The following is a 15,653-nucleotide window of genomic DNA, read 5'->3' as shown; positions in this document are numbered from 1 at the left end:
AAAAAAGGAGAAGTTTCCTATGCAACTATCACTTGTGAAGATGCTCGTGAGCAAACAAGGCATGTTCTTAATTCTAGTACTTGCCCTGCTGCTGGCTCCCCTTTTCTTATCCGATTTCCGTCTGAATCTCCTTGGCCGCTTTTTAGCATTAGCTATTTTGGTAATTGGCCTGGATCTTCTGTGGGGCTACACCGGTATCTTAAGCTTAGGTCATGGTATCTTCTTTGGGCTAGGAGCCTATATTACGGCGATGTATCTCTTGCTGGAATCAGCTTCTTCCAGCGTCCCTGATTTCATGATGTGGAGTGGTATTCTGGAGCTCCCCTGGTTCTGGTCGATTATGGAAAATCCTTTTATTGCTATCCCGCTGGCCATAATAGTACCTATGCTCTTAGCTGGAGCCCTGGGCCTATTTACCTTTCGTAATAGAATTAGAGGAGTTTATTTCACAATTCTTACTCAAGCTCTTGTGCTGGTGACAACTACGTTAATTGTCAGCCAGCAAAACTATACAGGAGGCACTAACGGGCTTACAGGATTTCAAACCGTTTTTGGATTTTCCTTAAACCAGGCATCCACTCAGCAAGCCATTTACTTTATTACAATCGCCTGCCTCGTAGTTGTCTTTTTCCTTTGTTCCAAACTGGTAAACAGTCGTCTTGGAAAAGTTTTAATAGCTATCCGCGATGGCGAAAATCGCCTTCGCTACTCAGGCTACGACGCCTCTGTGTTTAAGATTTTTGTCTTCTCTCTCTCTGCCGGGATAGCTGGCCTGGCAGGAATGTTATTTGTTCTTCAAGTTGGTATTATTTCACCAACCATGATCGGGATTGTGCCATCTATTGAAATGATTCTTTGGGTTGCTCTTGGGGGCAGAGGAACACTTATAGGTCCTGTGATAGGTGCTGTCATTACTAACTCTGCAAGTACTTTTTTCAGTGAATCCTATCCTGATTTCTGGCTGTTCTTTATCGGCGCTGTTTTTGTCTTAATTGTTGTGTTTTTGCCAGGAGGATTAATGTCATTAGGTGCTAAATTCAAAAAAGGAAGAGGAGATCAGTATGAAAAAGAAAGAACTGAGCCGACAACAGAGCAAAAAAATACTGCAGTGTGAGAACGTTTCTGTAAAATTTGATGACTTCTTAGCTCTTAATTCTTTTTCTTTCCAGTTAAAAGAACATGAGCTTCACTTTCTAATCGGCCCAAATGGCGCTGGAAAAACAACTTTCCTTGATGTTCTTTGCGGCAAGACCAAAAGCAGTGCTGGAAAGCTGTTATTCAAGAAGGAGTACGACTTATCGAAAATGAAAGAGTATCAGATTGCCCGTCACGGGATTGGCAGAAAGTTTCAAGCGCCGTCCATTTTCCCTCACCTTACTGTCTTTGAAAATTTAGAAGTCTCAATGAAACAAAAGAAAGGTTTATTCTCTATTCTAACTGCTTCTCTGTCCGACAGTGAAAACGAACGCATTACAAATCAATTACGTACGATAGGGTTAACAAATGAAAAAGATAAAAAAGCAATAAATTTGTCACATGGACAGAAGCAATGGTTAGAAATAGGGATGGTAATGATGCAGGAACCAGATCTTCTTCTGCTTGATGAGCCAATTGCCGGCATGACTGAAGAGGAAGAAGAAACCACCGGCCACCTTCTACGTGAACTAAAGAAGGAATGCTCTATCATTGTGGTTGAACACGACATGGAATTTGTAGAAAAGTATTCAGAAAGAGTAACTGTCATGCACGAAGGCTCACTCCTTTGTGAAGGAAGCATGAGAGAAGTTCAGCAGAATGAACAGGTAATGGAAGTATACTTAGGGCGCAAGGAGGTACCACCTTATGCTGCAACTTCGGGAACTTGAGGTCGCTTACGAGGAAAGCACCGTCATAAGAGATATTTCTCTTAAGGTAAAAAAAGGGCAGGTTGTATGTATCATGGGGAGAAACGGTGTAGGAAAGTCCACCCTTATCAAAGCTGTTATCGGCCTGTTAAAAGCTAAAAAAGGCTCCATTCATTTTCAAGATAAAAACGTAACTAAGACCTCACCAGACAAAAGAGCGAAGAGCGGCATGGGGTACGTACCCCAGGGGAGAGATATCTTCCCGTATCTTACGGTGTATGAAAATCTATTAATGGGTCTTGAAGGACGTAAGAATGCAAACAAGAAAATCGATAATATTATTTATGAATACTTCCCTGTCTTACGAGAAATGAAGAACAGGAAAGGCGGGGATCTCAGCGGAGGCCAGCAGCAACAGCTCGCCATTGCCCGCGCTTTGGTTGCCGAACCAGACTTCCTCTTGCTTGATGAGCCTGCTGAAGGAATTCAACCCAACATTGTTCAGGCCATTCAGAATGTCATTATTGACCTAAAAAAAGAAGGCAGCACCTCTATGCTCCTCGTTGAACAAAATTTCGACTTCGCCCAGACTGTAGGTGATTATTTTTATGTCGTAAACAAAGGTACCATCGTGTATGAAGGAGAGTCACTCATAGAAACAGAAGTAAGCAGATATTTAAGTGTGTAAGAAACTTGGTTGAATCTATAAAAACAGATTTTCGTGTGGTCACCCAGTCTTTCTCCCTCCCTTACCTTGTAGGGGAAGCTCCAACAAAATACCTCCAATAAAAGAGAAGCCTAATACAAAAGGCTTCTCTTTCTAATTACAATCTTTATACAATCCTACTTCTTTACATCCTTTACCGAATTTACCAAGGGCTCAAACCCTTCAATATGACACTCTACTATGTCTCCCTCCTTAATAGGAACAGCACCAGGAGTTCCTGTTGAAATAATGTCTCCAGGCTTCAACGTCATCACTTGAGAATGAAAAGATACCAGGTTCCAGGGAGTAAAAGTCATATTCGAAACGACATTCTCGCGGTGCACCTCTCCATTAATGATGGTCGCTACTTTTAAATCGTTTACCTCTCCTACCTCGTCAGGAGTAACGAGAAAAGGTCCAAAGCTGAAGAAAGTGTCAAAGCTCTTTGACCTGGTTAAATACCGTGGGTTTTTTTCAAGGATATCTTCAGCGGTCATATCTATGATTGTAGTAAAACCTGCTATGTATGCAGGCGCTTCACCTTCAGAAACATCTTTGCATTCTTTACCAATAATAACTCCCAGCTCCGCTTCCGCTGTGGTTCGAGACGATTGTCTTGGTATGTTAATCGTATCACGGGGCCCAATGATTGTAGTGTCAGGCTTCATAAAGCTGGCCGGCTCTGTACTAGGTGCTTTTTCACTTAAATCCGCAGCATGGTCTACGTAATTTAATCCAATCCCCCAGATTTTGCTTGGATGACGGTATAAAGGCTTAAACGTATATTCTTCCGCTGAGACTTCTTTTCCTTGCAGCTGCTCGCTGTTTTCTTTATACCAATGTCTTATTTCGTCCAGCTGTCCTTGCTGGATAATCGAAAACAAATCCGTTTCCCATTTTCCACCGCTCAACTCACTTACATCTTTCATAAGGACAGGCCCATTCTCTGTCATGACAGCTGCCTGTTCCTCACCGTTATGTAGAATTGTTGCCAATCTCATACTTGCTCCTCCTTTTGCTGCTCTTTGGTCATAAGCAGCCATACATAATGGCCATCCCTATAATTACTTCTCCTTTCCCTCCCATACACCTTCCTGCCCTTCTTCCAATTTCTATTCCATAGTCTTTTTCATTTCCAAAAATGCAGAAAAGCACACCAGTTGTCTAGTGTGCCAGTTGTTTACCAAACAGCAATATGACCATCTGCCCGTGAATCTGTCCCTCCTGTAAGTACTCCTGTTGCTGGATCTCTCCAAATAACCTGCCCTCGCCCAAATCCGGTTTCATCTACTGCTTTTTTAATCTGGTGACCTTTTCGCTCAAGAGACTGAGCAATATGGTCCGGAAAGTGGGGTTCGACCTCTATCGTTTTCTCTTCAAGCCACCGCCATCTCGGTGCATCTAATGCTGCTTGAGGGTTTAAATGAAAGTTGATCGTGCTGGTAAGAACCTGCAGATGACCTTGCGGCTGCATGAATGCCCCCATTACTCCAAAAGGTCCCACTGGCTGGTTCTCTTTTGTTAAGAAACCAGGGATAATCGTGTGGTATGTTTTCTTTCTCGGCGATAGAGCATTCATGTGTCCTTTATTCAAACTGAACCCATGCCCTCTATTTTGCAGGTTAATCCCTGTACCAGGCACTACAACACCTGAACCAAAGTCCATATAACTGCTCTGAATAAAAGAAACCATGTTCCCTTCATTATCAGCTGCGGCAATATACACTGTTCCTCCTTTTGGAGGTTCCCCCGCTTCAGGTGTCATTGCCTTATCACTTATTTTCTTTCTCCTTTCCTTCGCATATTCTTTAGAAAGCAAATCTTTTACCCTTACAGACATTTCATGTGGGTCGGTAATATAATGAAGACCATCTGCAAATCCTAGTTTCATAGCTTCAATTAATAAGTGATAAGTATCGACTGTTTCTTTTTCAGAGAGGTTCATATCTTCTAGAATGTTTAAAGCAAGAAGTGTATTTAATCCCTGACCATTAGGAGGGATTTCCCATATATCAAACCCTTTATAAGAGGTAGAAATAGGTTCTACCCACTCTGGCGTAAAATCCTCAAGGTCTTCTTTTCTAATTAAGCCGCCGTGATTTCTGGAGTAGCTGTCTATCTGGTCTGCAAGTTCCCCTTTGTAAAATGCATCTCCATTCGAATCCCCAATCTTTCGCAAGGTTTCCGCATGATCTGGCGCTTTCCACATCTCACCTGCTTCCGGACATCTTCCAGAAAGTGAAAACGTATCGAACCAATTTGAAAACTCTTCTCCTGTTAATACCTCTTTAAATAACTCATAAGACCTTTTCCAATACTTTGAAACTACCGGAGAAACGGGAAACCCTTCTTCTGCCAAGGAAATGGCAGGAGCCAATACTTCCTTAAACGGCAGCCGACCAAACTTTTCTGAAAGCTCGGCCCATGAACCTGGAGCACCAGGCACAGTGACCGGAATCAGCCCATGTTCAGGTATCTCCTTATACCCGGCTTCCTTTACCGCCTCCATGGACATTTTTCGAGGTGATTTCCCACTGGCATTTAAACCGTGGAGCCTTCCATCTATCCACACTAACGCAAAGGAATCCCCGCCCATGCTATTGGATGTAGGTTCCACTACTGTTAAAGCTGCAGCTGTAGCAATCGCCGCATCTACCGCATTTCCTCCCTTCATTAACATTTCTTTTCCTGCTTCTGCTGCTAGAGGATGAGAGGTAGCCACCATCCCCTTTTTTGCGAAGACTGGATTTCTCTTTGAAACGTAAGGCTGATAAAGAACGTCGCTATTCATACACTCACCCTCTCTTTTTAATACATGCTGCCGAGGATAGATCATTTTCAACTGGCTTGAGCCACTTACCACCAGGCCTGGTCGAAATCAGACCCTTGTTTTTTTCATACACTATTTCTCCGCTTGAAAACACTGCCGCAACACTGCAAGGAAAGGTCCGTCCTTCGTACACACTGAATTTGTGCTTGTCATACATATTGTCCTTGACTGCTGTAAATGCATCACTGGTATGAACAACTGCCAGATCTGCCTGCAAGCCAACCTTCAGTTCCCCTTTTATTTTATCTAGACCAAACCTCCTTGCAGGTGCCGAAGCTGTCCACTGGGCTACCTCGTGAAAAGGCAGATCATATATAAGAGCAAGCTCAATCATTGAAAGCAAAGTAAACTGCCCTCCATTAATGCCGCCCCACGCTGTAAACATATTATCCTGGTCTTTTAAATCAGGGGTACAAGGTGAATGGTCAGAAGAAACCATATCTATTTGTCCTTCCACCAGCGCCTCAACCAGTCTCTCCTGCTCATGTTTCTTTCTAAGAGGCGGAGCGCATTTAGCTATTGCTCCTTTTTGAGCGAGGTCCTCATGTGTAAATAGCAGGTAGTGTGGACAGGTTTCCAATGTAATATCTAATCCCTCCTGCTTTGCTTTCTGGATCTCCACGGCAGCCGCTGCACTGCTGATATGGACAAAATGCAGGGGACAGCCGGTTATCCTGGCAAATGAAATGGCCCGCTGCACTGCTTCAACTTCAGCTTCAATCGGACGAGAAGAAGCATACGCATCTGCGTCACTCAGCCCTTGGGATTCCTTTTCTTTCTGCAGTAATTCTACAATTGGTGTGCTTTCAGCATGAAGTGCCAAAACCTTCCCAAGCTGTGCAATTCTTCTCATACCTTTTAAGAGAGTATCATCATCTGCTCGTTCAAATTCTTCATTACCGCTTGGAGACATAAACGCTTTGAACCCGACTACTCCGCTCTCTGAAAGAGCTGACAATTCTTCTTCATTTCCAGGAACCAGCCCGCCCCACAACCCAAAATCTACAAGGGACTTCGAACCAGCTATACTCTTTTTTTCCTCAAACGCTTCCTTTGTCACCGTAGAAGGGATGCCATTTAAAGGCATGTCAAAAAATGTGGTGACGCCGCCTGCCGCAAGCATGGCAGAGCCAGTGGAAAAACCTTCCCAAACCTCTCTTCCCGGTTCGTTAAAGTGAACATGAACATCAATGGCACCGGGGAAAATGTATTGTCCTTGCGCATTCCAAATCTGCTCTGTACTTCCTTTCACTTCTGGTTCCAGAGCAGATATCAGGCCATCCTTAATTCCAATCTCGTAGTCTTTAACGCCATTTGGAGTAACCACTTTTCCGTTTTTAATGACAAGATGATAATCATACATCTTTTTTTCTCTCCTTTCGCGATAGAATTTTCTTTCTTACATGGAAAGGGAGACTTCATTGCTTTCTTTCGTATAATAGGCCAGGGCTGCCTGAAGTGCTTTTCCAGGTTTCACTTCTGCCCCGTGATAAAGCAAAACAGCTTCAAGCGCAGCAAGCACAAGGAGAACATTTTCTTTCCGGCAGCTGTATCCCATTGTTCCAATACGCCAAATCTTACCATGAAGAGGACCAAAAGAAGTGGCTATTTCCACGCCAAATTGCTCCAATAGCATGGTTCGTACAGAATCTCCATTAATTCCTTCCGGGATTTTTATACATGTTACCATTGGAAGCTTCCATTCTTCTTCCACAAACAATGAGAGCCCCATGGCCTTCACACCTGCTCCTAACGCTTGTTCATGAGTAAGATGACGATTAAACCGATTTTCCAGACCTTCTTCTAAAACCAGACGAAGCCCTTCATGAAGAGCATAAAGCATAGAAGTTGCTTCTGTATGATGGTTCAGTCTACGCGGACTCCAATAGTCCTGAAGCTGACTTAAATCAAAGTAATTACTTGTAATCTTAGGCCCATCAGACTGGTTTTGTTCATCTAAGGGAGTTGCAATTCCCTTTTCAACTTTCTTTCTAGACAGTACTACTTTTTCAATTCTTTCATTATATGTTACCGGGGCCATGCCCGATGGCACAGACAAACATTTCTGGGTCCCGCCAACAGCTGCATCAATGCACCATTCATCTACCTTTACCTCAGTGCCGCCAATGGTTGCCACCGCATCTACAACAAACAGTATATCTTGTTCTCGACAGGCTCTCCCGATTTCTTTCAAAGGCTGCATGCATCCAGTGGATGTTTCACCATGTACCATTGCCACAATATCCGGCTGAACATTTTTCATTACCTGAATAACAACCTGGGGATCAAAGACGTTTCCCCATTCACACTCTATGGTCGAAATTTCTCCCCCGTATCGTTCACAAATTTCCATAAGAAGGTGACCGAACCTTCCAAATACCGGGATAAATACTTTGTCTCCCGGTTTAATCACACTCGCAAGCACTGCCTCGATCCCAGAGCGGGAAGTCCCATCAACAGGAAAAGCCCACTTGTTTGTAGTTTGAAACACCTCTCGCAGCATGTCCATTGTCTTGTTCATAATAGAGGTAAATGCAGGATCAAACTGACCTAGAATAGGAGTACTCATCGCTCGTAACACCCGCGGATCCACTTCAACAGGACCGGGGGTCATAATTGTACGCTGTGGTGTTTGCAGTTCAGAATATGTCATTTTTCTTCGCCTCCCTTATCATATGCCATCTCGTATAATAACTCAGTCAGCATCTGGACTCCTTGTGTTAAATCCTCTGCCTTTGTGTATTCTTCAGGAGAGTGGCTGACTCCATTTACGCTTGGAACAAAAATTAAAGATGTGGGGCAATGAGTACCAAACAGCTGAGCATCGTGCCCTGCTCCACTAAGCATCTTTTGAAATGACAGCTGCTGCCTTGTTGAAACTCCGATGGCCTTTTCTTGTAAGAAAGCATCCATTTCCACTGGCTTCACGTCTGTCCATTGGGAAAAAGAAATGTTGACCTTCTTTTCCTGAGAAACGACCTCAAAATGTTGGAATATTTCCGCACAGACTTTTTCTAACATTCCCTCATCATAATGGCGAATATCCAGGGTGAACGACACTTCTTCCGCAATGACATTTGGAACATTGGGAGTAGCGTCAAGTTTACCGACCGTGGCCACCAAATGAGGATCAGCTTTCTGGACTTTGGCCGTAATATACGTAATCAGTTCCGCTGCAGTGGTCATCGCATCATGACGATCCTGCATCGGAGTGGTCCCCGCATGATTGCTTTTCCCTTTTATGGAAACAGTATAGCGGCGTTGACCGACAATATGAGTCACTACTCCAAGAGAATTACAGCTTTTTTCGAGAACACTGCCTTGCTCGATATGAAGCTCAATGAAAGCTTCTATATTTTCTCGGTAAGGCAAGCGATGAATTCCTCTCCCAAACCCTGCCTTGTTCATGGCTTCCTTTAAAGAAACACCTGATTTGTCAGCTATATGTGTTATGTCCTTGTCCTTATAAACTCCCGTAATGTTTCCAGACCCCCAGAAAGTAAGAGGAAAACGGCTGCCCTCTTCTTCACAAAGAGACACTACCTCGATTGTTTTTGAAGGGCGGCCGTATTTTCTGTAAAGGTGTTCCACAGCAAGGAAACTGGCAATGATGCCGTATGCGCCGTCGTACTTTCCGCCATTGACAACCGAATCTATATGAGACCCTGTTAATACGGTAGAATCAGCATCTATCGTTCCTTCAAGCCTGCCGAATAGATTTCCTGTATCATCATAATAAGTGTCAAGGCCACCTTCTTCCATTTTTCTTTTTAATGCTTCCTGTGCTTCTAACCACTCTTCGGAATATAACAATCTGGTGACTCCACTGCCTTTGTTTTCAGTAAAACCAGAGAGCCACTCGACCATTGCGTTCAACTGCTCGACCGGAAGAGGAAACGAGGTTCTTGAGTACACCTTCATAAAATCTCTCCTTTTTTATGTTAACTTTCTTAACAATGCCTTTGTATGTATTTCATTTTACTGCTAATATAAAAATTATTCATCGGTAAAAATAGCAGTTTTTTCGATTTTATTTATACAAAATAACCAAAAGAAATTTTACATACGTTACCTTTACTCACACGAAAGAAGGGATAAAGATGGATATAAAGGGTGTTATGGACCTGCCTTTGTTTAAAGAAGCACAAATGCTAGCAGGCGAAAGCGGAAATCACCGGGAGGTTTGCCACATTAATATGATGGACGCTCCCGACATTAGTGATTATTTAAAAAACGGCGATTTACTGGTTACCACCGCCTACCACTTTAAAGATGAACCTTCTCGATTACTGGGCTTAATCAGGCATATGGCAAGCTGCGAGTGTGCGGGGCTGGGGATTAAAACACAAAGATTTCTCCATGAGATCCCTGAAGAAGTGCTTTCCTTAGCTGATGAGCTCTCTTTTCCTATCATTGATCTCCCCATTGATGTCAGCTTAGGAAGCATTGTCAATCAAATCCTGAGTACTATTTTGAATAACCGCACAACAGAACTGAACGATGCTATTGAAGCCCAACACCAATTTACTGCACACATTGTGGGCGGAAAGGATTTAAAAAGCCTGCTTGGAAGAGTGTCCTCTATTATTAAACAGCCTATTATTCTATTAGATCAGCATTCAAAGCTTATCAGTTCGTCTCATGAGCCTTCTACTCTTATAGAAACTATTAAAACTATGTATATACAGAACTTTGATTTTTTACTTCCCGCTAATTCATTTTCCTGCTTTTCTATGATTTCAGAGGAGCACCACTCTGAGATGGTATCAGTGTTCCCAGTTTATACCCATGCAAGGAAATGCGGATACCTTCTTGTTCTCGGCGAGGAGCTTCTCAACAATCAAGGAATGGCTTTAACGATTGAGCAGGCGGCCAATGTTATTTCCTTTGAGCTAATGAAGGAAAATGCATTAAAGCAATACGAACAAAGGGCGAGGAATGAGTTTTTCAGCAACTTTGTGGAAGGGGTGTTTTCTTCCAAAGAGGAGATCATCAACCGTTCAAAAGAATTTCACCTTCAAAATGCAAAGAAATATATTTGTATTGTAGGAAAGTTGGATCGTGATGAAAAAGCAATTAGTTTCACCCAGTATCAAATGGAAACAGATACAGCCTATGAATACTTGGAAGGAGAACTTGCTGCTTTTTCTTTTCAACCCCATTTTTTTATTAAAGGAAACACCTGCGTCATCCTCCTTGAAGTGAATGATTATTCTCAGGAGACCAGTGCATCGGCTTTATCTACCCTTCAAACCATCCAACAGGGTGTCCAAAAACAGTTCCAGCGTACTCTTTCATTTGGAGTGAGCAATATATCCCATCAGTTCATTGAAGTGAAAGAGGCCTATGATGAAGCAGCTGATGCCCTGCAAACCGGCCAAATGTCCGGAAAGGCAAATTTCATCCAAACCTACCAAACGAAAGATATAACAGAGCTCCTTAGAATGATCCCAACAGACGATTTGAGAAAGTTTCATGAATACACTCTTCAAAAGCTTTCTGAACCAGAATATAAGGATCAGGGACTTTTACACACTTTATCTGTGTATCTGGAGACACACTGCCAAATCTCTGAAACTGCCAAACGTTTGTACATCCACCGAAATACAGTTATTTACAGATTGGAAAAGTGCGAGGAGCTTTTAGGAAAAAGTTTAAAAGATCCCGATACCTCCCTGAGATTAAGACTGGCTTTAAGAATACAAACTTCCTTGAAATTGAATGAATAATACGTAAAGCAAAGTAACATTGTATGTGCTTTACCCTGAGGGATTTGTAGTATGTATATAATCTTTTAAGTAAATTCAGTTAACTTGCATAATGACATCCCCCTCTCCCTCCTATATTATGTTACTAAAGTTAACACGACATTTACAGGCAGGTACAAGGAGGTATGTGCCCGAGTTATTTGCTGCACTTCCTCCAAGCCTTCATATCTTAGTCAGTGATGGCGTGATCACTGGAAGCATAGCGGCCATTTTACTTAATCTTCTTCAGCATCCGTTCAGGTAAAGTAGAGCTGCCTGTTCAAGAACAAAAAATGAGAGCGTAAATTACAAAATACAAGAGAGGAGAAATCCGTTTATGATGACCCTTGAACAGTTGAACAAACTTACCGTTGAAGAATTTACACAAGAGCTTGGTGAGGTCTTTGAGCATTCCCCCTGGATTGCCCGCAAGGCGGCTGAAGGCAGACCCTATACTTCAATTACCGACCTTCATCAAGGAATGATTGAAGTGGTGAAAGAAGCAGGCAAAGAGGATAAGCTTGATTTGATACGAGCTCATCCAAAGCTTGGGGCCAAAAAAAAGATGAGTATCACCTCAACTCAGGAACAACAAGGAGCCGGCCTGCACGATTTATCTACTGAAGAATCTGAAGAATTTTACAAATTAAACGAGGACTATGAAAAAAAATTCAATTTCCCTTTTATCTTTGCTGTAAAAGGAAAGACAAAAAGAGATATTTATGATTCTCTGCAAGAGAGGGTTACTAACAGTCAAAATGAAGAATTCGAGAAAGCTTTAGGTGAAGTATACAAAATAGCACTTTTTCGTTTAAAGGAAACTTACAAAGGAGATGATCATATGACTTCAGAATCCAGATTGATGACTTATGGAAAAGGGGACGTATTTGCTTACCGAACTTTTATGCCGCCCCTCACTGGTCTACAGCAAATTCCTGAATCAACTTTTGAAGGAAAAAGCAACACTGTATTTGGAGTAAACGCCTCAATAGAAATAGGAGGAAAGGCTTTTCTCCCTTCCTTTGCAGAAGGAGATAACAGTCTGGTTGTTGCCACAGACTCTATGAAAAACTTCATTCAAAGACATTTAGCTGATTATGAAGGATCCACTCTTGAAGGTTTCCTGGATTACACTGCCCGGCGTTTTCTTGAAAAATATACCCATGTAGACACTATTAAAATGACTGGGGTAGAAGTTCCTTTTGAATCAGCTGTGGGCATCAAAAACGGGGAATCCTCCTCTAGTGATCTTGTCTTTAAAAGGTCTCGTAATGAACAAGCCCGTTCTACAGTTTCATTAGAAAGAATAAATGAAAAGATGGAAGTGACCGGCCACTCCAGTGAAATTACTGACCTTCAGCTAGTAAAGGTGAAGGGCAACTCCTTTGTCGGCTTCATCAGAGACGAATACACCACTCTTCCTGAAGACGGCAACCGTCCTCTCTTCATCTACTTAAACATTGGCTGGACATACGAGAACCAACAAGACTCATTAGGAACCAACCCATTGAATTACGTTGCAGCCGAGCAGGTAAAAGATATCGCAAGCACTGTGTTTGACGAAATTGAATCCCCATCAATACAATATCTGATTTACCTTATTGGCTGCCGCGTCCTTGAAAGATTTCCACAGCTCAAGGAAGTTACCTTTCAGTCTCAAAACCGCACATGGGATGTAGTTGTTGAAGACATTCCAGGCTCAGAAGGAAAAGTGTATACAGAACCCCGACTCCCATACGGATTCCAGAGATTTAGTGTCACAAAGGATGACCTGAATACTTCAGCTAAAAAAGCTGTTACTAGTGATACTTATAAATAAGGAGGACGAAAAGTCATGAGCTCACTTACCACTCATATCCTGGATTTAACTCATGGCACACCAGCTCACAACGTAGAAATTCACCTTAGCCGGGTAATAAACAATCAAATAAACCCGCTTGCCGTGGCAGTAACTAATGAGGATGGGAGGCTTTCCGAACCTCTTTTATCAGAAAAAGACATGAAGAAAGGAGAATACGAGCTTCTTTTTCATATCGGTGATTACTTCCGAAAAAAAGAAATACAGGACAAAGACCCTCGTTTTTTAGATAAAGTTTCTGTTCGTTTTGGAATCTCTGACTCTTCCTCTCACTATCATGTACCCTTACTTGTCTCTCCGTGGGGATACCAAGTGTACAGAGGAAGCTGAACACATTCGCACCTTTAGAAAACACTCAAAGCCAATTGGGTGTTTTCTGTATTTCCCATTGAAAAAATCGCTTCCTAAAATGAAGAGCATTTAGTCCTTTCTTATTTTTTCAAAATTACCCAACCACAAATACAGGAGGTTACTTATGAAGCGATATTTTCAATTTGATAAGCACCAGACAAATTTGCGCCAGGAATCCTTAGCCGGACTTACAACCTTTTTAGCGATGGCTTACATTTTGTTTGTTAACCCCTTGATATTGGCGGACGCTGGAATGGATGAAGGGGCGGTTTTTACCGCTACAGCCTTAGCCGCCGCCGTAGGAACTCTCATTATGGGGCTTGTTGCTAACTATCCGATAGCTCTTGCACCTGGAATGGGATTAAACGCGTTTTTTGCTTATACAGTCGTGCTCGGAATGGGAATTGAATGGCAGCTTGCATTGTTTGGAGTTTTGGTATCGGGGATTGTTTTTATTATTATTACCCTGTTTGGGATAAGGGAAGCCATTATCAATGCGATTCCTGCAGAACTGAAATATGCAGCGGCCTCCGGTATAGGACTCTTTATCGCATTTATTGGACTGAAAAATGCCGGAATTGTTGTTCCTGATGAAGCCACAGCCGTAACACTAGGAGATATGAGCCAGGCAACCACTCTTCTCGCGGCCTTCGGTCTGGTGGTTACTGTTATTTTAATGGTTCGAGGATTTAAGGGCGGGATCTTTTATGGAATGGTTCTTACGTCTGTCGCTGGTATTATTGTCGGGTTGATTGACATGCCTTCACAAATTGTCGGCGCTGTTCCAAGTCTTGCCCCTACCTTTGGGGTAGCCGTTACAAGCTTATTTCAAGTAGAGTGGACGACCGCCTTAATGGTGCAGCTGCTTATTGTGGTGTTGACCTTTCTCTTTGTTGACTTCTTCGACACTGCCGGCACCCTTTATGCAGTCGCAAATCAGGCGGGATTTGTGAAGAATAACAAGCTGCCGCGTGCAGGGAAGGCTCTGCTTTCCGATTCCTCTGCCACCTCTATTGGAGCGTTATTAGGAACTTCCACTACTACCGCTTATATCGAATCTTCGAGCGGGGTAGCTGCTGGAGGAAGAACTGGATTTGCTTCTATTATTACAGCACTTTTATTCTTAGTGTCTATGTTTTTTTCTCCCCTGCTAGCTGTTGTCACCGACCAGGTGACGTCTGCAGCGCTAATTGTTGTTGGAGTGCTTATGGCTGCTTCTCTTGGGTTGATCGACTGGAAAAAACTTGAGATTGCTGTCCCTGCTTTCTTGACTGTAGTGGCCATGCCATTAACTTACAGCATTGCAAATGGGATCGCTCTTGGCTTTATCTTTTATCCTATAACTATGGTACTAAAAGGAAGATCAAAAGAGGTTCATCCAATCATGTATATTTTATTCTTTGTCTTTATTGCTTACTTTGCTTTCCTAGGTGAATAAAAAGAAAAGAGTCTCACAAAAGTCTAACTTTTGATGAGACCCTTTTTTTCGGCAGGCTCTGTAAAGGCAAATATTGATTTTTATAAGTATTTTGATTATTAATCACTAACCAACAACAAAATGTAATAAGACATTGTTATAAAAAAATGCAGCCTGACCCTTGTCTGGTTTTGACGTTACGATACTTGCGAGAGGGGAAAAAAACCACCCCAAAATGCGAGCAGCTATACTCGTTTCAGCTAAGCTAATGTACCCATTATTTGTAGAGTATGTTGTCTTCTAATTTATTCAAGCTCATACTTATAAAATTTTTTATCTACTTGTAACACTGGAAAACCCTTTGGTAAATCACCTAGAAGAATGCTTATAAATCCATTTTTTTCATAAAACCTGTGAGCAGCCAAAAATTGGGGTGTAGTTCCAAGATAGATTGCTTTGATTTTATGTTCTACAGCCCATTTTATTGCTGTATCTAATAACAAGCTTGCCGTTTTATACTTTTCTCCACGGTAATCTTTATTTACAAACATTTTTCTTAAAGCAGCTTCATTATTTCCTATATCTAAAAGACTAATGGTCCCAACTACAACCTCATTGTAAAGAGCTACCCAAAAGTTCCCTTTTCCCGACTGATAATATTCTTCTATAATAAACAAATCAGGCTGGTCATGTTTTGTTATTGGTACATTGTATTCTTTTTGTTGAATTTGAAGAATCAAGTCTAATACTTGAGCTTGTTTATCAAAAGAATATTCTTGAACATTAGGGAATTTCTCCATAAAACACCGCCAAATAAAAGTTTCTCAGTAAGTATAACTAATCGTATAATTTAATGTATTTTCAGTCGTTCGTTGAAAAGATCATCCACATCAAATGCTA

13 protein-coding genes are annotated in these 15,653 nt (G+C 42.0%); 7 read left to right on the top strand and 6 right to left on the bottom strand.

The features are described from left to right. Positions 1–19 precede the first annotated feature (19 nt). From urtC to urtE, 3 genes are read left to right on the top strand one after another with little or no spacing between them, the layout of a single operon-like run. Positions 20–1,114, top strand: coding sequence for an urea ABC transporter permease subunit UrtC (gene urtC, locus ACFPU1_RS14170; RefSeq protein ID WP_385942363.1), 1,095 nt, complete (start codon positions 20–22; stop codon positions 1,112–1,114). Beyond that, on the top strand, positions 1,062–1,865 hold the full coding sequence (urtD, locus tag ACFPU1_RS14165) for an urea ABC transporter ATP-binding protein UrtD (protein WP_385942360.1): 804 nt from the start codon (positions 1,062–1,064) through the stop codon (positions 1,863–1,865). The genes urtC and urtD overlap by 53 nt, the downstream gene beginning before the upstream one ends. After that, positions 1,843–2,532 carry an urea ABC transporter ATP-binding subunit UrtE gene (urtE, locus tag ACFPU1_RS14160; protein ID WP_385942356.1) on the top strand — a complete coding sequence of 230 codons (690 nt, stop codon included), beginning with the start codon at positions 1,843–1,845 and terminating at the stop codon, positions 2,530–2,532. Before urtD ends, urtE begins: the two co-directional genes overlap by 23 nt. A 155-nt stretch (positions 2,533–2,687) precedes the next feature. On the opposite strand, the gene ACFPU1_RS14155 is transcribed toward urtE, so the two are convergent. From ACFPU1_RS14155 to allC, 5 genes are all read right to left on the bottom strand, one after another. Continuing rightward, positions 2,688–3,551 carry a fumarylacetoacetate hydrolase family protein gene (locus tag ACFPU1_RS14155; protein ID WP_385942353.1) on the bottom strand — a complete coding sequence of 288 codons (864 nt, stop codon included), beginning with the start codon at positions 3,549–3,551 and terminating at the stop codon, positions 2,688–2,690. A gap of 179 nt (positions 3,552–3,730) precedes the next feature. Further along, positions 3,731–5,341: a gamma-glutamyltransferase gene (gene ggt, locus ACFPU1_RS14150; protein ID WP_385942350.1), complete on the bottom strand. Its 1,611-nt coding sequence runs from the start codon at positions 5,339–5,341 to the stop codon at positions 3,731–3,733. A 4-nt stretch (positions 5,342–5,345) separates the two neighbouring features. Further along, entirely contained in the window at positions 5,346–6,743 is a 1,398-nt protein-coding gene (locus ACFPU1_RS14145) for an allantoinase (protein WP_385942347.1), read from the bottom strand. 36 nt (positions 6,744–6,779) lie between these two features. Then, complete coding sequence (locus ACFPU1_RS14140; protein ID WP_385942344.1) at positions 6,780–8,033, bottom strand: pyridoxal-phosphate-dependent aminotransferase family protein; 1,254 nt, start codon at positions 8,031–8,033, stop codon at positions 6,780–6,782. Continuing rightward, on the bottom strand, positions 8,030–9,301 hold the full coding sequence (allC, locus tag ACFPU1_RS14135) for an allantoate deiminase (RefSeq protein ID WP_385942341.1): 1,272 nt from the start codon (positions 9,299–9,301) through the stop codon (positions 8,030–8,032). The genes ACFPU1_RS14140 and allC overlap by 4 nt, the downstream gene beginning before the upstream one ends. A gap of 179 nt (positions 9,302–9,480) precedes the next feature. Here allC and ACFPU1_RS14130 point away from each other — a divergent pair, with 179 nt between their 5' ends. The 4 genes from ACFPU1_RS14130 (at position 9,481) to ACFPU1_RS14115 (ending at position 14,774) form a co-directional block, all read left to right on the top strand. Then, the gene (locus ACFPU1_RS14130) at positions 9,481–11,109 is read left to right on the top strand and encodes a PucR family transcriptional regulator (protein WP_385942338.1); all 1,629 of its coding nucleotides are present in this window, start codon (positions 9,481–9,483) and stop codon (positions 11,107–11,109) included. A 355-nt stretch (positions 11,110–11,464) separates the two neighbouring features. Beyond that, a complete protein-coding gene (gene pucL / locus ACFPU1_RS14125; protein ID WP_385942335.1) occupies positions 11,465–12,946 on the top strand; it encodes a factor-independent urate hydroxylase in 1,482 nt (493 codons plus the stop codon). Positions 12,947–12,961: 15 nt separating this feature from the next. Continuing rightward, positions 12,962–13,315, top strand: coding sequence for a hydroxyisourate hydrolase (gene uraH / locus ACFPU1_RS14120; RefSeq protein WP_385942332.1), 354 nt, complete (start codon positions 12,962–12,964; stop codon positions 13,313–13,315). 145 nt (positions 13,316–13,460) lie between these two features. Continuing rightward, positions 13,461–14,774: an NCS2 family permease gene (locus tag ACFPU1_RS14115; protein WP_385942329.1), complete on the top strand. Its 1,314-nt coding sequence runs from the start codon at positions 13,461–13,463 to the stop codon at positions 14,772–14,774. Positions 14,775–15,058: 284 nt separating this feature from the next. Here the strand turns inward: ACFPU1_RS14115 and ACFPU1_RS14110 are convergent, their stop codons facing one another. Continuing rightward, positions 15,059–15,553: a GNAT family N-acetyltransferase gene (locus tag ACFPU1_RS14110; RefSeq protein WP_385942326.1), complete on the bottom strand. Its 495-nt coding sequence runs from the start codon at positions 15,551–15,553 to the stop codon at positions 15,059–15,061. Between the last annotated feature and the right edge of the window lie 100 nt (positions 15,554–15,653).

The sequence above is a fragment of the Thalassorhabdus alkalitolerans genome, from assembly GCF_042656525.1.
In the GTDB taxonomy this organism is placed as follows: Bacteria; Bacillota; Bacilli; order Bacillales; family Marinococcaceae; genus Thalassorhabdus; species Thalassorhabdus alkalitolerans.
This window is presented reverse-complemented; position numbering and strand designations above follow the sequence as displayed.